17 protein-coding genes are annotated in these 17400 nt (G+C 73.0%); 8 read left to right on the top strand and 9 right to left on the bottom strand.

The genetic code is table 11. The features are described from left to right. Window positions 1-118: 118 nt before the first annotated feature. Together J2S41_RS10895 and J2S41_RS10900 are read left to right on the top strand one after the other, a co-directional pair. A complete protein-coding gene (locus tag J2S41_RS10895) occupies window positions 119-421 on the top strand; it encodes a hypothetical protein (RefSeq protein ID WP_310366295.1) in 303 nt (100 codons plus the stop codon). A gap of 77 nt (window positions 422-498) precedes the next feature. Continuing rightward, the gene (locus tag J2S41_RS10900; RefSeq protein WP_310366297.1) at window positions 499-858 is read left to right on the top strand and encodes a hypothetical protein; all 360 of its coding nucleotides are present in this window, start codon (window positions 499-501) and stop codon (window positions 856-858) included. Between the two features lie 51 nt (window positions 859-909). On the opposite strand, the gene J2S41_RS10905 is transcribed toward J2S41_RS10900, so the two are convergent. Both J2S41_RS10905 and J2S41_RS10910 read right to left on the bottom strand, forming a co-directional pair. Next, window positions 910-1491, bottom strand: coding sequence for a dihydrofolate reductase family protein (locus J2S41_RS10905; protein ID WP_310366299.1), 582 nt, complete (start codon window positions 1489-1491; stop codon window positions 910-912). A 68-nt stretch (window positions 1492-1559) separates the two neighbouring features. After that, the gene (locus J2S41_RS10910) at window positions 1560-2399 is read right to left on the bottom strand and encodes a helix-turn-helix domain-containing protein (RefSeq protein WP_310366301.1); all 840 of its coding nucleotides are present in this window, start codon (window positions 2397-2399) and stop codon (window positions 1560-1562) included. A gap of 113 nt (window positions 2400-2512) precedes the next feature. Here J2S41_RS10910 and J2S41_RS10915 point away from each other — a divergent pair, with 113 nt between their 5' ends. Further along, entirely contained in the window at window positions 2513-3106 is a 594-nt protein-coding gene (locus tag J2S41_RS10915; protein WP_310366302.1) for a TetR/AcrR family transcriptional regulator, read from the top strand. A gap of 85 nt (window positions 3107-3191) precedes the next feature. Here the strand turns inward: J2S41_RS10915 and J2S41_RS10920 are convergent, their stop codons facing one another. Further along, window positions 3192-4202, bottom strand: a complete 1011-nt coding sequence (locus J2S41_RS10920) for a LacI family DNA-binding transcriptional regulator (protein WP_310366303.1) — start codon at window positions 4200-4202, stop codon at window positions 3192-3194. A 148-nt stretch (window positions 4203-4350) separates the two neighbouring features. Here J2S41_RS10920 and J2S41_RS10925 point away from each other — a divergent pair, with 148 nt between their 5' ends. The 4 genes from J2S41_RS10925 to J2S41_RS10940 all read left to right on the top strand — a co-directional run bounded on the left by J2S41_RS10925 (window position 4351) and on the right by J2S41_RS10940 (window position 8619). Further along, a complete protein-coding gene (locus tag J2S41_RS10925) occupies window positions 4351-5688 on the top strand; it encodes a cellulase family glycosylhydrolase (protein ID WP_310366304.1) in 1338 nt (445 codons plus the stop codon). A gap of 236 nt (window positions 5689-5924) precedes the next feature. Further along, on the top strand, window positions 5925-6419 hold the full coding sequence (locus J2S41_RS10930; protein WP_310366305.1) for a PH domain-containing protein: 495 nt from the start codon (window positions 5925-5927) through the stop codon (window positions 6417-6419). Then, window positions 6416-7912: a PH domain-containing protein gene (locus J2S41_RS10935; protein WP_310366306.1), complete on the top strand. Its 1497-nt coding sequence runs from the start codon at window positions 6416-6418 to the stop codon at window positions 7910-7912. Before J2S41_RS10930 ends, J2S41_RS10935 begins: the two co-directional genes overlap by 4 nt. A 143-nt stretch (window positions 7913-8055) precedes the next feature. Further along, window positions 8056-8619: a hypothetical protein gene (locus J2S41_RS10940; protein WP_310366308.1), complete on the top strand. Its 564-nt coding sequence runs from the start codon at window positions 8056-8058 to the stop codon at window positions 8617-8619. A gap of 62 nt (window positions 8620-8681) precedes the next feature. Here J2S41_RS10940 and J2S41_RS10945 read toward each other — a convergent pair whose 3' ends face one another. The 6 genes from J2S41_RS10945 to J2S41_RS10970 form a co-directional block, all read right to left on the bottom strand. After that, the gene (locus J2S41_RS10945; RefSeq protein WP_310366310.1) at window positions 8682-10061 is read right to left on the bottom strand and encodes a M28 family peptidase; all 1380 of its coding nucleotides are present in this window, start codon (window positions 10059-10061) and stop codon (window positions 8682-8684) included. A gap of 86 nt (window positions 10062-10147) precedes the next feature. Beyond that, window positions 10148-11026: a hypothetical protein gene (locus tag J2S41_RS10950; RefSeq protein ID WP_310366311.1), complete on the bottom strand. Its 879-nt coding sequence runs from the start codon at window positions 11024-11026 to the stop codon at window positions 10148-10150. Continuing rightward, window positions 11019-12446: a CATRA conflict system CASPASE/TPR repeat-associated protein gene (locus J2S41_RS10955; protein ID WP_310366313.1), complete on the bottom strand. Its 1428-nt coding sequence runs from the start codon at window positions 12444-12446 to the stop codon at window positions 11019-11021. The genes J2S41_RS10950 and J2S41_RS10955 overlap by 8 nt, the downstream gene beginning before the upstream one ends. After that, window positions 12437-12799 carry a CATRA system-associated protein gene (locus J2S41_RS10960; protein ID WP_310366315.1) on the bottom strand — a complete coding sequence of 121 codons (363 nt, stop codon included), beginning with the start codon at window positions 12797-12799 and terminating at the stop codon, window positions 12437-12439. The genes J2S41_RS10955 and J2S41_RS10960 overlap by 10 nt, the downstream gene beginning before the upstream one ends. Further along, a complete protein-coding gene (locus tag J2S41_RS10965) occupies window positions 12796-15555 on the bottom strand; it encodes a CHAT domain-containing protein (protein ID WP_310366316.1) in 2760 nt (919 codons plus the stop codon). Before J2S41_RS10965 ends, J2S41_RS10960 begins: the two co-directional genes overlap by 4 nt. Continuing rightward, on the bottom strand, window positions 15552-16226 hold the full coding sequence (locus J2S41_RS10970; protein WP_310366318.1) for a hypothetical protein: 675 nt from the start codon (window positions 16224-16226) through the stop codon (window positions 15552-15554). The genes J2S41_RS10965 and J2S41_RS10970 overlap by 4 nt, the downstream gene beginning before the upstream one ends. Window positions 16227-16829: 603 nt before the next feature. Between J2S41_RS10970 and J2S41_RS10975 the strand changes: the two genes are divergently transcribed. Continuing rightward, the gene (locus tag J2S41_RS10975; RefSeq protein ID WP_310366320.1) at window positions 16830-17399 is read left to right on the top strand and encodes a J domain-containing protein; all 570 of its coding nucleotides are present in this window, start codon (window positions 16830-16832) and stop codon (window positions 17397-17399) included. The last annotated feature ends 1 nt before the right edge of the window (window position 17400 follow it).

The raw sequence follows: 17400 nt of genomic DNA on the forward strand, positions 1-17400 counted from the left end.
CCGACGGCGGCTTGTCAAGGTCATGCCTGACGGGCCGAGGGTGACCTACCGTTCTGCGACGGCCCGGATCTCACCCCACGACCCCGCGCCGCCCGACCGCAGAAGGGCCACCATCCCGATGAAGACCCGCGTGCTCGCCGGTACCGTCCACGACCTGCCGATCGAGGCCCGAGCCCTGATCGCCGGCACCGTCACCGCCCTCTGCGGCATGCTCGCCGGCGCCCTCCTGCTCAGCGCCTACCTCTTCCCCGGCCTGCACGGCCCCGCCCGCCAGGCCGCCGAACTCACCGCCGCCCTCACCCTGCTCGCCGCCGCCCCGATCGTCTGGTTCCGCGTCCTCCCGCGCCTGCGCTGGCTGGGCCTCCCCGCCGTGGCGCTGCTGCCCGCGGTGTTCGCCCTCTACCTGGGTGTCCGGCTCTAGGTGTGCCGTCCCCGGATGTGATCCTTCATCGCGGAACAGCACGACGGCCCGATGGGGTTCTGGGGCACGATCAACGCGTGGGCCTGGATCGGATCGTCGGATCGTTCGTGGTGGAGGTCGGCTTTCGTCAGGCGTGGCCGTTCCTCGGCTTGGCCGACAACCGCCCGGCGGTTGCCCGAGAGACACGCCTCTACATCGATTCCACCTGGACCATCACGACGGCAACAGCTGTCGCGGGCGGGGCCGACGAGGGCCTGGCCTGGCTGACCGCGGCCATTGCGATGAACGGGGAGACCATTCACACCGCCCGGGTGGATGACGGCGTCCTGGCGTTGACGACGATCTCGGGAATCGAACTCGTCGTCTCGAACGAGCCGCAGCCCTACACCGCCGGCGAGCCATGGCGCCTGTCCGGCTGGCGCGACGCCGCGTACTGACGGGCCCGGCGAACCGGCCGGCACGGCGGCACGGAGCCGATCCGGAACCGGTCAGCGGCGAACCGGATAGCGCAGGTGGAGCACCCGGTTGCCGGGGAGCACCACGTCCGGGTCCGCCAGGAGGTGCTGCGCGCCGACCGCGCCGAAGTAGCGCCTGCCGGAGCCGAACACCACGGGGACGACGTCCATGCGCACCTCGTCGACCAGGCCGGCGGCGAGTGCCTGGCCGCCGACGTCGCCGGCGGCGACCTCGACGACGCGGTCGCCGGCGAGTTCCCGCGCCTTCGCCACGGCGGCCTCGATGCCGTCGACGAAGTGGAACGGGGCCTCGGGGTTCCAGCCGTCGGGCATCGGCCGGTGGGTCACGACGACCACGTGCTCGACGCCGCTGGGCGGCTTGCCGTCCCAGCCGTCGGTCAGGTCGAAGACGCGGCGGCCGGCGATCGTCACCCCGATCGAGTCCCAGTACGGCCGGGTGTAGTCGTGGGAGGCCCGCGACACCGTCAGCACGCCGCTGTCGTCGAGCGGGACCTCGCCGTTGGACAGCCAGTCGAACAGCGGTCCGGGCTGGTCGTGCTCGTCCGCGATGAAGCCGTCCACCGACACCGCGCCGTACATGACAACCTTGCCCACGGGGGCTCTCCTCTGCTCGAAGGTGGCCCTCACGCTAACGCGTCGTGAGCTGCCGCTCTTGTAGAAAATCAATCGGCCGGCAGCGACCAGCCGTCCAGCGTGTGGCCGGGATGCTCGCGCAGGAACCGCCGCCGGACCTCGACGTACCGGGTGGGGGTGAGCCCGGTGAACGCCCGGAACTCGTGGCCGAAGTGGGCCTGGTCGAAATAGCCCGCGCCACCGGCGAGCTCGCCCCAGTCGATCGGCCCGGCGGGGTCGATCGCGAACACGGTGGCGGTGAAGCGGTGCGTGCGGGCCAGCCGCTTCGGCGTGACGCCGACGACCTCCTTGAACCGCCGTGCCAGTTGAGTGCCGCTGACCCCGGCCGCCTCGCTCAGGCCGCCGATCGACACCGCGCCGGCGGCCGCCGCGATGACGCCGCTCGCGTGGCGGACCAGCCCCAGGCCGGCGGTCCCGCGCAGCCGCCGCATCAGCTCCTCCTCGAGCAGCGTCAGCATCTCCTGCGGCCCGGCCGCCGAGGCCAGCCGGTCCCGCAGCTCGGCGACGGCGGACCGGCCCCAGACCTGCTCCACCGTCACCGGCCGGTCGCACAGCTCGGCCGCGGGCATCGGCAGGAACGGAGCCAGGCCCCACGCCTTGACGTGTGCGCCGACGGACCGGGTCCGGGCCGGGTAACCGAACTGCCACGCGCGGGTGGGCGTGGTGACCACGCAGCCGTCGGCGTACTCGGCCGGCTCCGCGTCGATGCCGGCGCGAATCCGGAACGGCGCCCCGAGGTTGATGATGAGTAGCGCCGACGGCGCTGGCGGCAGCGTCAGCCGGGCGTACGGCGCCGTGCCCTCCAGGTAGTAGAGGTCGTCGATCAGCCCGTCGAGCGGCGGTCGCGGCACTCTGGAGAGGTACTTCACGCCCGACAGCATCGCGGACGGCCCGCCGGCCTCGCGCGCCGGGGAGGTTTCCGCCTGTCAGGCCGGGATCCGCGCGGGGGAGAGGGCTATTCATGGGATGTTAGCGTGGGCGGGTGCAGACCAGTCGGCGGGCGGAATACGCGGCGGCCACACGCCAGGCGATCATCGCGGCGTCGCGGGAGTTGTTCCTGGCCAAGGGGTATGTGAAGACCACGGTCAACGAGATCGCCCGGACGGCCCGGGTGGCGCCGGCCACCGTGTACGCGGTCGGTGGCGGGAAGCAGGACCTGCTGCGGACCGTGATCCAGGACGGTACGGCGAATCTGCCGTGCGGCCCGCTCTTCGCGGCGAGCGTGGGCGCGGCCGGCGAGCCCGATGAGGTGCTGCAACTGGTCGTGCACGCGACCCGTGAGGCGTTCGAGGCGTGGGCCGACCTGATGCGCGTGGTCACGGACACCGCACCGCACGAGCCGGCCGCGGCGGAGAGCCTGCGGGTGGCGCAGGAGGGCCTGCGCAGCGGGCTGGCGCTCGGGGCGCGCCGGCTGGAGTCGCTCGGCGCGCTGCGGCTGGGCGTCGACCAGGCCACCGACGTGCTCTACTACTACCTCGGCACCACCTCCTGGTCCACGCTGACCGGCGACAACGCGTGGACCTTGGACCGCGCGGAACGGTGGCTGCTGGTCGCGGTGCGCACGGCACTGCTCTGACCGATGAGCGGTGCCCACGCCGATCACCGCCGATGCCGGGTGGCGGTGCCGATCGGCGATCACCGCCGGTCGCGCGCGAGGTCGGTCAGCGAGTGCTCTCGCGTACCGTGATGACGGGTTTCTGGGGGTTCTCGGGCTCGTCCGGGGTGCCGTGCACCAGGCGGAGCAGGCGGCGGGCGACCGCCTCGCCGAGGAGGACCGGGTCGCGGTGCACCGCGGTCAGGGACGGTCGCAGCGCCGTGCAGACGGGGGAGTCCTCCACGGTCGCCACCGCGACGTCGTCCGGGATGGCGAGGCCGGCGGAGCGCAGTTCGTGGACGCCCGCGACGGCCAGCACCTCGTTGTCGAAGATCAGCGCGTCCGGCCGGGCCGGCGCGGTGAGCAGCCGGCGGGTGGCGGTCCGGCCCTGCGCGTCGCCGTAGTCGGTGCCCAGCACGTCCATCGGCGCCCGGGCGGCGCCCGCCGCGCGGCGGAACGCGGTGACGCGCCGGTGCACGTGCAACAGCTCGCCGGGGCCGCTGACGTAGGCGAGCCGGCGCCGGCCGGTTTCCAGCAGGTGGCCGACCAGCAGCGTGATCGCCTCGCCGTCGTCGACGCTGACGCACGGGATCAGGCGTTTCGGGTCCGGTCCGCCGGCCAGCACCGCGGGCAGGCCGGCGTCGCGCAGCGCGGTGGGGCGGGGGTCGCCGCGGCGCAGATCGCTGATGATCACGCCGTCGACGCGGCGCTCGTCGCCCCAGCGGCGCAGCACGGTCAGTTCCTCGGCCATCGATCGGGTCATGTGGAACAGCAGGCCGTAGCCGGCACCGCCGAGCACGGCCTGCGTGCCGGCCAGCAGCCGCAGGTAGAAGCTCTCGGTGCCGAACTCGCGCACGTCCCGGGTGAGCGCGAAGCCGATCGTCATGGACGCGCTGCCGGAGAGCGTGCGGGCCGCGTGGTGCGGCGACCACTGGAGTTCCTCGGCGAGCGCCAGCACCCGCCGGCGGGTCTGCTCGGAGACGCCGGCGCGCCCGTTCAGCGCGAGCGAGGCGGCGGTCTCCGAGATGCCGAGGCGGGCGGCGAGGTCCTTCAACGTCGGGCGTGCTCTGCGCGGCATGGTGGTCCCACCGTACCGACATCGACGGATTGCGATCGTTTCAACCCGGCGGTAGGTTGAGGGACGATCCGGGCACCGTCACATGCGTCGCGCGCGGTCGTCGACCACGTGCTTGGGCAGGCGCATCATCACCTGTCTGAGGAAGGCCATGACACGCAAGCTGCTCGCGATCGGCGCGGTCCTCGCCGCCGCCATCGCCTCCGTCCTCCTGATCGTGCCGCCCGCGTCCGCCGCGGTCGGCCTGCACGTCAGCGGCACCGACATCGTCGAGGCCAACGGCCAGAAACTGATCATGCGGGGGATCAACCATCCGCACGTGTGGTACACCGGCCAGACCCGCGCGTTCGCGGACATCAAGGCCACCGGCGCGAACACGGTCCGCGTGGTGCTCGGCACCGGCAAGCGGTGGGGCCCGTCGAACGACGTGGCCGACGTGATCGCGCTGTGCAAGCAGAACCGGCTCATCTGCGTGCTCGAGGTGCACGACACCACCGGGTACGGCGAGGAGGCCGCGGCCGCGTCGCTGGACGAGGCGGTGAACTACTGGATCGGCCAGCAGGCGGCACTGGCCGGCCAGGAGAGCTACGTCGTGATCAACATCGGCAACGAGCCGATCGGCAACGTCGACGCGGGACAGTGGACCGCCGCCACGGCCGCCGCCGTGGCGAAGATGCGCGCCAACGGCTTCGAGCACCTGCTCATGGTGGACGCGCCGAACTGGGGCCAGGACTGGCAGTACACCATGCGGGACACCGCGCAGACCGTGCTCGACGCGGACCCGCACGGCAACACCGTGCTGTCGATCCACATGTACGCGGTGTTCAACACGGCACAGTCGATAATCAACTACCTGGACGCGATCGCGGCGAAGGGCTGGCCGCTGGTGATCGGCGAGTTCGGCTGGCAGTTCGCCGCCGGCGAGGTCGACGACGCCACCATCCTGGCGGAGGCGCAGCGGCGCGGTCTCGGCTACATCGGCTGGTCCTGGTCCGGCAACACCGACCCGATCCTGGACATGGTGCTCGCCTTCGACCCCGCGCAGATCACCACGTGGGGCGAGCGGATCATCAACGGGCCGAACGGCATCAGGGCCACCTCCCGCGAGGCGTCGGTCTACGGCGGCACCCAGCCCACCACGCCGTCCACCCCGTCCACGTCGCCCTCCACCTCGCCGTCACCCGGCGGGCGCGGGTGCACCGCGGTCTACGCCACGGCCGGACAGTGGCAGGGCGGCTTCCAGGGCGACGTCACCGTGACCGCCGGCGCGGCACCCATCACCGGCTGGACGGTCACGCTGTCGTTCCCGAACGGACAGTCGGTCACCCAGGCCTGGAACGCCACCGTCACGGGTACGGGCGCCACCGTCACCGCACGGAACGTCTCCTACAACGGCGCGCTCGCCGCCCGCGGCACCGCGTCGTTCGGCCTCCTCGGCTCCTGGACCGGCACGAACGGCGCCCCCGCGGTGGCCTGTACCGCGAGCTGACGGCCCGGCGGGCCGGGGTCGCCCGATCATCCCGGCCCGCCCTGCCCGCGGCGCCGATCTGACCTGCGGATCTTCGGGCACAGCGTGCGCACGACGGCACGGAAGGGTGTGCGCGATCGCGCGGGCCGGCGTGACCGAGTTCGTCGCCGCGCCGTTCGGCGACGGTGAGCGGCGGCGGCGCGCGCTCGATCTGCCCGGGGCCCGCGCGCATTGACCGCGGCGGTCATCATGGCTGCATGGTCCACGCTGACGTGTTGCGGCCGCCGCGGTACCGGGTGGACCGGCGGTTCGTCCTGTGGCGGACGCTGCGGGCGGCGATCGGGGCGGTGGTCGTGCTCGTACCGCTCGGGGCCGTCTATCTGCTCGTCGACGTCACCCGGCCGTGGATCGGTCCGGTGTGGCTGGTGCTCGACGTGGTCTACCTGATCGGCATCGCGGTCACGCCGGCCTGGCGCTACCGGGTGCACCGGTGGGAGGCGACCGGCGACGCGGTCTACGCGCTCGAGGGCTGGCTGACCCGCAAGTGGCAGATCGTGCCGATCTCGCGCATCCAGAGCATCGACACGGAGATCGGGCCGATCCAGAACCTGCTCGGCCTCGCCACGATCAAGGTGACCACCGCCTCGTCCGAGGGTGCGATCTCGATCGAAGGGCTGGACCGGGAGACCGCGGAGGCCACCGTGGACCGGTTGCGCGCGGTCACCGCGGCCACGCCGGGCGATGCCACGTGAGCGACTGGCGGCGGCTGAGCACCCGGCTGGTGGCGGTCGACCTGATCAGGGCCGTGCTGTCATCCGTACCCGGATATCTGGGCATCGTCGTGTTCGGCGACGACGGCCCGGTGTGGCCGCTGGTCGGCGCGTCCGTGGCCGGCGTGCTCCAGGCCCTGTTCGACCTGGTACGGGTGCTGACCACGCGGTACCGGGTGCTGGACGACCGGGTGGAGCTGCACAGCGGCCTGCTGGCGCGGCGGCGGCGCACCGTCGCCCGGGACCGCATCCGCAGCGTGGACACCACGGCGAAGCTGCTGCACCGGCCGTTCGGGCTGCGCGTGGTGCGGATCGGCACCGGCGAGCAGCAGTCGTCGTTCACGCTGGACGCGCTCGACCACCGCGCCGCCACCGGGCTGCAGCGGGACCTGCTGCACCAGCCCGACCCCGATGCCGGGGCCGACGCCGTGCCGGAGCCCGAGGGCGACGTCATCGTCCGGCTGCGCCCGGCCTGGGTGCTGATCAACGCGGTACGCGTCTGGGCCGTGCTCGCCGCCGTCGGCCCGGTCTTCGGCGCCTACTGGTTCCTGCGGCTGTTCGGCGTCGACCTGCTGGACACCGGCGAGCGGATCTACGCCGCGCTCGGGCTCGGGCCGGTCGCCACCGCCGCGCTGGTGCTCGCCGTCGCGTACCCGGCCGGCGTCGCGCTCCAGGCCGGCGCGTTCCTGGCGGAGAACTGGCGGTTCACGCTGGTTCGGGACGGCCACACGCTGATCACCCGGCGCGGCCTGCTGGACACGCACACCGCGCAGCGCGACGACCGGCGGGTGCGCGGCCTCGCGTTCCGGGAACCGCTGCTCTGGCGCCCGCTGCGGCTGACCGAGACGCTGCTGATCACGACCGGCCTGCGCGGCGTCGGCGAGGCCGGCTCTGCCACGCTGCTGCCCAGGGTGCGGCGCGCGGAGGCCCGCGCGGTCGCGGCCCGGGTGCTCCCCGACGGGCACCGGCCGCTGGAGGCGAGCCCGCACCGGCATCCGCGCGGCGCGCTCACCCGCCGCCTGATCCGCGCGGTCGCCGGCCCGATGATCATGTCCGGGGTGCTGTTCGGCTTCGGGCTCAGCGGCGCGATCCCGGACCGGTGGTGGCCGCTGCCGCTGACGCTGCTGCCGCTCACGCTGGTGCTCGCGGTCGCCGGCTACCGCGCGCTCGGGCACGCCGTGGCCGGGCCGTACCTGGTGCTGCGCCGCGGCGCGCTCACCCGGCTCACGGTGGCGCTGCGCCGGGACGCGGTGATCGGCTGGACGCTGCGGCAGTCGCTGTTCCAGCGGTGGGGCGGCCGGATCACGATCGGCGTCTCCACCGCGGCGGGCGACCGTTTCTACCACACCGAGGACGCGGGTACGGATCAGGCGATCGCGTTCATTCGGCAGGCGACGCCGGAATTGGCCGCCCAATTCGCCGAGTGTGTCCAGGCCGAACGGAACACCCCATCCGAAGCGGCCACCACCTGCTGAAACGCTCCGCGGCGAAGGACAGCACATTCGTGGTACGGGTGACATCCGTTCGCGGTACCGGTGGCCCGCTCGGATCATTCCGATCAGGATCGCGCGCGTGATACCACGGTGCTCAATCGATTCCGACGGACGGATGATCTCGCATGGGCACTGTTCCGCAGGACATGGACCCGGCGTCGCGATGCGCGACCCGGCTCGCCGAGGCCGTGCTGCCGGACGAGGCCGCGATCGCCGCGGACCTCACCGCACGGTACGGGGCCGGCGGCCACGCCCGCCGCGAGCTGCTCCGGCCCGCCCGGGCCGGCACCGGCACCGCCGGCGGCGACACCGCCCTCGCGTTCGTGCGGCTGCTCGAATCGCTCGACGGCGCCCAGGCCGCGCTGCGCGTCGTCCTCGCCGACCCGCTGGTGGCGAACCCGATCGCGGTCGCCAACCTGCTGGTCGCCTGGCGCATGTGCCGCAACGACCGGACGCGCCGGTTCGCGCCGCCGCGCGGCATCGACGCCGGCCTCGCCGCGCGCGTACAGAGCGGCGCGGAGAGCCTCTGCCTGGAGCAGGAGCGCCGCGGTACGCCCCCGGCCACCTCGATCGCCCGCACCGAGCTCGTGATCCGGGTGCTGGTGGACTCGCCGGAGGAGGCGCGCGCGTTCCTGGACGCGATCGCGCCGCGCCCCCGCCGTGGCTGGCTCGGCCGTGGGCGCGGCTGACCCGCGCGCCGCCGGACACCCGGCCTGGGTGTCCGGCATGCCGGTCGTGCTCGTGCGACGGGTCAGCGGGCCGCGCCGACGGTGGCGGCGGCGATGAGTTCCATGGAGACCTGGAGACGATCGAGGCTGACGTTGTGCGCGATGGTGTCCTGGGGGGTGTGGTAGGGCGGCTCGAGCTTCCAGGGACCTTCCTCGGAGCGCCAGGAGAAGTTCGCGGCCGCGATGCCGGCATCGTGGAACGACTGGTGGTCGCTCATGCCGCGCTCGGTCACCGGGGAGAGGTGCGGGGCGTAGCCGAGGCGGCCCGCGGCGGCGGCGACCTCGTCCGTGGCCCGGTTCGGTTCGCCGGTGACGGACAGCCGCCAGTAGCGGGTGGCCTCGTCCCAGCTGGTGGCGACCATGTCATTCTGGAACACGGCGACGAAACGGTCGCGTTCGGCCTGGGGCAGCTGCGCGACGTAGTGGGCGGAGCCGACCAGGCCCTCCTCCTCCGCGCCCCACAGCCCGAACCGCAGCGTGGCGTTGACCGGCAGCCGGCGCAGCGCGCGGGCGATCTCCAGCGTGAGGACGGTGCCGGAGCCGTCGTCGTTCGCGCCCGGGGAGCCGACCACCGTGTCGTAGTGGGCGCAGACCATGACGATCGGTCCGGTGCCGTCCCCGTGCCGGAGCTCCGCGACCACGTTGTGCGAGGTCAGGTTGCGCTCGGCGGTGGTGGTGACGCGCAGTTCGGGCAGCCGGCCGGCGGCCAGCAGCTCGCGCAGCCGGTACTTCTGCGCCTGGCCGGCGCCGACCACCGGGATCGGCACGGTCTCGCCCAGCCACGGGCCGAACGCGGGCGCCTGCGAGTGGTCGAAGTGGTCGAAGTGCCCGAACACGATCGCGGCGGCGCCCCGGGCGACCGCCCGCCCGGCCAGCTCGGCCGGGTCGTCGTTGAACGGGTAGTCGATGATCACGATCTTCCCGGTGACGTCCTCGGGGTACTCGCCGGCACCGCCCTCGCCCCCGTCGACGACACCGGCGCTCACCGTGGTGCCCAGCACCCCGAACGGCGACGCGCCCACCTGCCAGCCCAGGTCCCCGGGGAGCCCGCCGGGCGCGTCGAGGGTGCCCAGATCCTTGTCCATGGCCGGGAACGGCTGCAGCATCGTGTCGTATCCGAGACCGTCCAGCACGCCGGCGAGGTGGTCGGCCGCGCGCCGCTCCGCGGCCGTCCCGCCGACCCGCGGGCCGATCTCCTCCGACAGGACCCGCAGGTCCGCCAGCGCCCGCCGCACCGACAGCTTCGTCATCACCTGCCGGTCCGCGGGCGTGAGCGCGGGCATCCGCACCGATCCGGGCCGCCGGTCACCGACCGCCCAGGCCGGCGCCGGCATCGCCAGCCCGGCCAGGCCTCCGGCCGCGATCGCGAGCAGCGCGCGCCGATCTACAGAGGATTCGTCCATGCCGTCTGAGACTAGGAGCGGTCGTGACGCCAGTCTATGGGCCGTGACATTGCGGATACACCGGCAACCGATCCGGGGCGGCCGGATCAGCAGCTTACCGCCAGTGAAGCGACGACGCCGGTGACGAGCCCGGTCGCGAACAGCCACTCCAGGGTGACGAGCTCCGACCATCGGCGGAGGCCGAGCTCCTCGTCGGTGATCGCGCCGCCGGATCGCACGACGGCCAGCACCCGGTGCAGATCCGCGACGACCGCGGCCCGGCGTGCCCGCCAGGGCGGGCCCAGCATGGCGAAGACCTCATCCGTGGGGCGCCGGGCGAAGCCGTCGCCGGCGCCGAGCAGTTCGCGGCGATTGTGCCAGGCGGCGCCGGCCCGTGACGCCACGGCCACGAGGAGCCCGGCGAGCAGGATCAGCCGGTTGGGCCACGTCACGGCGGACCAGAGAGCGGCGACGCCGGTGGGCGAGCAGACTCCGGCGGACTCGAGCATCCGGCCGAGGACGACGGCGATCAGCAGCCCGGTTCCGGCGGTGGCGAGCCGTACCACGGAGCGCCGCGGCTGCCGGAGCCGCCGATCCGGGTAGCCGGCGGCGCGCAACCGGTGCGCGGCGGCGCGGACATCGTCCGGACGGCATGCCAGGAGATGGCGGACCGCGAGCCCGTGCCGCTCGTACGCCGTGGCGATGTCCGGCCGGTTCCGCAGCACGTCGAGGAAGACTCCGGCGTGCCGGCCGACGATCTCCTTCGCGTACGCCTCGGCCTGGGTGAAGACGAAACGCTCGATCGCCGTGCTGCGGCAGAGGATGATCAGCGCGGTCCCGAACGCGAGTGACCCGGCCTGCATCAGCGGCAGACCGGCGAACGCGAGCAGCGCGGTGAAGACCGTCGTGAGGACGACGGTCCTGATCAGCGCGAGCCGGTGCTCCGCCGACCGGTCGACGTCCTCGTCGAAGACGGGATCATTCATGTTCGCCCGCCCGCCCGCGCCACCGGAGCGCCGTCGCCAGGCCCGCGGCCGCCGCAGCGCCGGTCAGCGGCAGTGTCCACCGTGGTGGTGCCGGTGTTGAGGCGGCGATCTGCCAACCCGCCGTCAGCGCCAGCCAGACCAGCGATGCGGCGAGTCCGGCGATCGGGACGGACAACCATCCGGGGATACGCCGCCGCGGCGCGGACGCGGTCGGCAACCGGCCGACGTACGCGGGGAGCAGCACGGCCGCCCATCCCAGCGTGACGATCACCGGTAGCCGCAGCGACGGCGACAGCGGCCAGGTGTAGCCGAGCGATTGGATCGCCGTCAGCACCACCACCAGCGCGCCGAGCACGGTGGTCTGGAGCAGCACGAGCTGTTCGGTGCGGTCGGTGAGTTCGTGCAGGCGGCGTTCGACGCGGCCGGCGGTCAGACGATCCAGTGGCTCGATCATGTCGAGAGCGGCACGAGCGCGCGGCAGTTCGTCGGCGGTCTCCCGTTCCAGACGCCGAGCCGCCCGCAGATCGGCCGTGAACGGTCCCCGCTCCAGGCACTCGTGCGGCCACCCGCGAAGGATCGCCTCCGCGTCCGTGCGCGCCGAGGTCACGGTCGCCGCTATGTCCCGCGTCTCGGCGTGGACGAGGGCCAGGCGAACACCGCGGCGCTGCAGGTTCTCGGCGACCTCGTCCACGGCGGAGTCCGGTGCGGGCGGCTCCAGCGCGATCAGCACGTCCGTCGCGGCGTCGCGGACCGCGCGGCGCGTGACGCCGGGGCGAAGGGCGTTCCAGCGGCGGTCCTGCGCCCGGATCTGAGCGACCGCCCAGAGGACGCCGGCGAGCATGGGCAGGGTGCCGTCGTGCGGCCACAACCAGCGGTCCACCGTCTCCCGCTGGTCGACGGAGACCAGCAGCACCAGGTGACGGTGCTCCGGACGGCCGGATTCCGGTGTGACCTCCCAGAACAGGACGCCCGTCGCGAGTTCGACGATCTCCGTCGCCGTCCCGCGTATCGAGGCGGGCAGGGCCTTCTCGGCCGCCGCCCGCCATGCGGCCGGATGGGCGTGCGCGGTCGGTACGTACTCCGCGACGTACACCCGGGCACGGCCGGTCGGGGCGCGCTCCCCGGACGGGGCGCCGAGCGCGCGGTCCCAGGCCTCGACGAGCGACGGCCAGCCGATCTCCTCCGGCCGGGGAAGGAGTCGTACGAGCACCGCGGTCGGGTTGCCGGGACGCACCTGGACCTCGAACCGGCCCGGTGGCGAGCCGCCGGACAGCCGGGTCCCGCCGAGGCCGACGGCGTCGGAACCGTGCATGCCGAACGCGGGTGTGCGGGCGGCGGCCAGCATCCGTCCCACCTCGGGGGCGTTCGGCGCGGGGAGACCGAGGGCGTACTCGTACAGCGATTGGTCCCTCAGCTCCACGGATTGTCCCTCCCCGCGGACGCTTCCTCGTCCGCCGGCGAGGCCAGCTGTTCCTGCAGCCTGTCCGCCAGCTCCACGGTTGCGGCGTGGAGCCGGTCCGGAATCGGTATCCGGCCGTCGGCCGGGTGCTCCTCCTCGTCCGGCGGCCGGTCGCCACGGTACGGGCTCAGCCGCGCCAGCCGCTGATGGGCGTCGTGGAGCAGATCGGCCCGGCGCTCGGTGAGCGCACGCCGGATCTGCCCGAGGTGTGCGTCCGCTTCCTCCCACTGCTCACGGGTCAGGGACCAGGAGGGGACCTGGCGCAGCGTGCGCAGCGTCCTGCTGGCCACCGTGCCGGCGGGCGGCGTGCTCATGAGCGTCTCCGATCGGCGGGTGCGACTGTGTTGACCACGATGAATCCGGACCAGGAGCTGAGCCGCTCGAACAGCACCGGAGAGGACGCCCTTGCCGCGCGGAGGGCGGTGGCGAGCGCCTCGGCGGGGCTGAGTCCCGCGCGCAGCGCGGGATACAGGAGGTCCATGACGTGCTGTGAGCAGGCGTCCTGCACCGGCCACAGCGAGAGCACGAGCGCGGAGGCGCCGGCGGCGAGGAAGGCCCGGCTGAAACCGACCAGTCCCTCGCCGTCGCGTAGCTGTCCGTGGGCACTGTCGCAGGCGGCGCAGACCACCAGGTCCGCACGAAGGTCGAGGCCGATGATGTCGTGCAGGCTCAGGAACGGATCGTTGTCCTGCGCATCCGGGTCCGGCGAGAGCAGGATTCCGGAGTACAGCGGCTGGCGTTCGTCGATCGACGCGTGCGCCGCGATGTGCAGCAGGCGCGCGTCCCCGCTGTGCGCGCGGAAGGCCGCCGCGGTCGCCCCCGGACCGACGAACGTCCTGGCGCCGGGGAACAGCGCGGCTGCCTCCTCCACCTCGTCCCGGGCGGCCGGCAGGTCGGCGTAGCCGCCCGATGGTCGTTCGGCGGCGAATCCGGCGAACGGCGTGCGACCACCCGGCCGGGCGGCCGCGCCGAATCGGACCATGGTGGTCGCGGACGGCACCGACCAGGTCACGAAGTCGTCCACCAGACGGCCGGTGCCGACCGGCAACGCCGCGAACGGTACGTAGGCCAGCCGGCCTCCGGCGGAGAAGACGAGCTGGGTGATGCCGGGGCTGAGCCGGGCGAGCACGGGCTCGAGCAGCCACTCCGCGAGCCGCCGAAGCTCCTCGGCGGGCTCGGGGCCGCCGCGGGCCCGCAACGCGGTGATGGCCGCGTCCAGGGTGTGCAGAACGGTCGCGCTGGGCGTCCCGAGTCGCCGAAAGGCCCGGGACGAGGCGGTCAGCACCCACAGGAACACGGACTCGCCGGTGGCCTCGTAGATCACCAGCGCGGTCCGCTCGTCGAGCCGGTCCTGTGCGTCGCGCATCGAGCACACCGGACTCTCCGGGTCCGGCAGTCTCGGCGGCAGCCCGGAACGGATCTCGGCTCGCAGCCGCTCGAGTGCCTGCTCCGTCTCGGCGAGCCGGCCCCGCAGCGCGGTGGCGAGTGCGTCCTCCTGACAGGAGAGCGCGGCCACATTCCGGGCCAGGGTCGCGGCGCGACGGTACAGGCGGGTCTCTCGCTCGCGAAGCGCCCGCACCGGCGGCGGCAGCGTCTGCGCTGCGGTGCCGCGGCGGGCCAGCAGGTCGGCCAGCGTACGCGCCCGGATGCCTTCGGCGGCCTCGAACGCGAGCGCGTCGTCGCCGTCGCGTCCCCGCCGGAACGTGACCTCGATCAGCGACCGGTAGGCCTCGGTCGACTCCGCGAAGAACGTCTCCAGGCCGGGCTCGTCGGCGGCCCCGAGGCGGTGCCGTTCGCTCACCGCGATCGCCGACCGGTACTCCCGGATCGCGCCGTCGAGGTCACCACGTCCGGCGGCCAGGTCACCGAGAGCGGTGTGCACGCCGGTCCGCTCGGCGAGCCACGGTGAGATCCGATCGCAGATCTGCTCGGCGTATCGCACCATCAACGCGGCGCGGTCCAGGTCGTCCATCGCCGCATAGGCCGCGGCGGCCACCAGATAGGCGGCGATGAACTGCCGGCCGCCGCGTGCGCCGTCGGGGTGGCCGGAGATCGTCTCCCGGATCGTGGCGAGAGCCCGGTCCGGTTCGTCGCGTGCGAGCCACAGGTGAGCGAGGTGCTGGCTCAGGACGACGCTGAGCGGCGCTCGGGGCGCATGCGTGCGGCATATGGTGAGGGCTTCCCGCAGCTCGGCCTCGGCCGTCTCGTGATCGCCGGTGCGTAACAGCATCGCGGCGTGATTGCTGAGAGCGCCCGCGAGCATCATGGAATCCGGCACTGCCGTCCGCATCATGCCGAGCGCCGCGGCCCGGTGCCCGGCGGCCGATTCGTACTGGCCCATCTGTGCGTAGACCTCGCCGAGGTTCCCGCGGCAGAGTGCCGCCAGGAGGGTGTTCCCCGGGATCGTGCCGTCCCGCTCCATGGCTTCCACGTCCGCCCACTGCCCCTGGCAGAGGCGTAGCGCTTCGGCGAGATGGCCGGCACCGAGATGGTGGAAGGCCAGATTGCCACGCAGTCCGGCGACGGCGGTCCTGGTCAGTCCGGGCAGCTCGAGCGCCTCACGGGCCGCGGCGAGCGCGCCGTCGATGTCGCCCATCGACTGACGGGTCAGTGACAAGGCCGTCAGCGCCTGGGCGACCCGCTCCGGGCCGGCGCCGATCGCACGGGTGATCCGGACGGCTCGCTGGAGCCGCGCGTCGGCGTCGGCGAACTCGCCGGTTGCCTCCAGCACCGCACCGAGGGCGGTGAGCGCGTCGGCGACGGCTTCCGACCCGTCGGGGAAGAGCGCCTCGTACTGACGAAGGGCCGATTCGACCTGCACCCGTGCCGCTTGCGGACGGCCGAGCACGATCTCGACGCGGCCGAGGGCGAGCCGGACCCCGGCGCGATGCACCGCCCACATCAGCCGGACGGCCTCGTTCGCGAAGCGTGGCGGACCGCTCTCGAGGATGTGCATCGCGTCCCGGTAGAGCTCTCGCGCCTGGTCGATCTCGTACCGGTCGAGCCGCGACGTCGCCTGTCCGGACAGTTCGGCCACCCGGTCGAGGTGCCGCGACCGGGCGCGGATCATGGCCGTCCCGGGTGCCCGGGTGGCAGCGCGGGACGTGCCGGGACCGGCGGGGCCCCGTGGATCTGAGGGTGCGGCGCGACCGGAGGAAGGAAGCCCGGCGGGAACGGCCGGCCGAACATCAGGGCCGAGATGGCGACGGTCAGCCAGGGGATCCACGGACCGCGCAACATCATCGGCGGAGTGCCCTCGAAGTGCATGACGACGGACCAGTCTCCCAGGTCGGGCTGCATGGAGACCAACGAGCGGAGTTCGCATGATCGCCACTGATTCTCGATCATCACCAGGAGCCGCTGGTCGGTGATCGCCACCGGTGCCGTCCCGAGCGGACGCCACTGCGGCCTGGCCTGCTGCTCCGCCCGTCGCCGCTTCCGTGCGTCGTTGGCCGCGCCGGCCAGCATCCCGGCGGCCACGAACATCAGGCCGCCGCCGAACATGTAGCCGCCGGTACTGTATTCGACGTCCATGCCATGAAACGCGCTCACATCGGCCGCGAGTGCGCCGAACTGCGACTCGCCCGGCCGCGTCATAATGCTCGGACTGATGGCATATGGGCGCCCGCCCCTATTGACCACCTCAATCAGAGAATTCATGGCGGCCCATCCACGCTGCGCTTCCAGTGCTTCCGCTTGAGCGCGTTCCCTCGTTGACACCAGCACCTCCGGAATCGTCATGCGCGGTGAATCGTCGCATCGATTTCCATGATCCATCCATGGTGCTCAACCATTTGCGACGAGGATTGACCGATCGGTCGTCCCGGCGCACTGATCGTTGCGCTCGGACCTCGATTACGGCGACTCCGTTCCGCCCGCGGCCGGGCTAGCTTCTGACGGGGACGGGCCACGACAATCGACGTGCCGGGAGGCGTGGTGGCGGAGAAGGTCGCGGTACGACGGGCCGGTGACCTCGGCCCGGCACCGCCGAGGCGGATTCGCCGGGGGACCTACGGTGCCCCGGAAGGCTCAACCCGTCCGCCGGTTCCCGCCGATTTCCGTGCCGTCATCGGCCATCTTCCGGCACGTGCTCAGGCATTGTCGCGAGAGCCATTCATCGGTCACCCGGTCCCGTTCCTCGCTGATTCGTGCGTATGTCGGACGGTGGATCCGGGCGCGATCGGCAGCATCGCCACGACAGAGTCGTGGTGCTATCCGACGGATTATCGAACGCTGACCGTGACGAGCGGCACGGGAGCATCAGTCGTGCCCGATGCCGCCACGGACCGGGCGCTCACCTGCCGCCGTGTCGCCATCGGCGAGTGGTGAGGATCGGAGGCGGTCGTGAACGATGAGGGACTCTTCCGCGCTCTCGGCGGTCGAGACGCATACGACGTGCTCGGCGTGCCGCGCGGCGCCACCCGCGACGAGATTCTGCGAGCGAAGCGGGAACGGCAGCTGCAGGCCCATCCCGACCTGCACGGCAGCGACACGGGCGACGCCGACTCCAAGCTGATCAACATTGCGGCCGCGATCCTGGCGGATGACCGCGTCCGCGCCGACTACGACCGCTGGAGCGGCCGGGGCACCGCGTCGCAGGCGGCTTCGGCCACCGCGCCGTCCGCCTGGGACGCGGGAGTGCCGGGTACCGCCGCGCCCGTACCGGGTCATGGCGGCCCGCCCGGGCCCTTTCCACCGGTGTTCGGGCCGCGGCCGCCCGCGCCACCGGCCTGGGCCGGCCCGGCGATGCCGGGCTCGTCCATCCCGGCGGGCCCGATGGCCATGCCCGCCTACCAGCCGTCGCCGTCGGCGGCGTCACGGCCGTCCGCGCCGGCGATCGCCGGCCTGGTCATCCTGGTGCTGCTGGTGTTGTGCTGTGGCCCCGGTCTCTGCATGCCCTTCCTGCAACGGTGAC

This window comes from Catenuloplanes atrovinosus (genome assembly GCF_031458235.1).
Lineage (GTDB): Bacteria > Actinomycetota > Actinomycetes > Mycobacteriales > Micromonosporaceae > Catenuloplanes > Catenuloplanes atrovinosus.

Excerpts from the sequence above, each read along its gene's own strand:
- J2S41_RS10895 (WP_310366295.1), top strand. The coding sequence starts at position 119 with ATGAAGACCCGCGTGCTCGCCGGTACCGTCCACGACCTGCCGATCGAG.
- J2S41_RS10920 (WP_310366303.1), bottom strand. The coding sequence starts at position 4,202 with ATGCCGCGCAGAGCACGCCCGACGTTGAAGGACCTCGCCGCCCGCCTC.
- J2S41_RS10925 (WP_310366304.1), top strand. The coding sequence starts at position 4,351 with ATGACACGCAAGCTGCTCGCGATCGGCGCGGTCCTCGCCGCCGCCATC.
- J2S41_RS10930 (WP_310366305.1), top strand. The coding sequence starts at position 5,925 with ATGGTCCACGCTGACGTGTTGCGGCCGCCGCGGTACCGGGTGGACCGG.
- J2S41_RS10940 (WP_310366308.1), top strand. The coding sequence starts at position 8,056 with ATGGGCACTGTTCCGCAGGACATGGACCCGGCGTCGCGATGCGCGACC.
- J2S41_RS10945 (WP_310366310.1), bottom strand. The coding sequence starts at position 10,061 with ATGGACGAATCCTCTGTAGATCGGCGCGCGCTGCTCGCGATCGCGGCC.
- J2S41_RS10950 (WP_310366311.1), bottom strand. The coding sequence starts at position 11,026 with ATGAATGATCCCGTCTTCGACGAGGACGTCGACCGGTCGGCGGAGCAC.
- J2S41_RS10960 (WP_310366315.1), bottom strand. The coding sequence starts at position 12,799 with ATGAGCACGCCGCCCGCCGGCACGGTGGCCAGCAGGACGCTGCGCACG.
- J2S41_RS10965 (WP_310366316.1), bottom strand. The coding sequence starts at position 15,555 with ATGATCCGCGCCCGGTCGCGGCACCTCGACCGGGTGGCCGAACTGTCC.
- J2S41_RS10970 (WP_310366318.1), bottom strand. The coding sequence starts at position 16,226 with ATGACGATTCCGGAGGTGCTGGTGTCAACGAGGGAACGCGCTCAAGCG.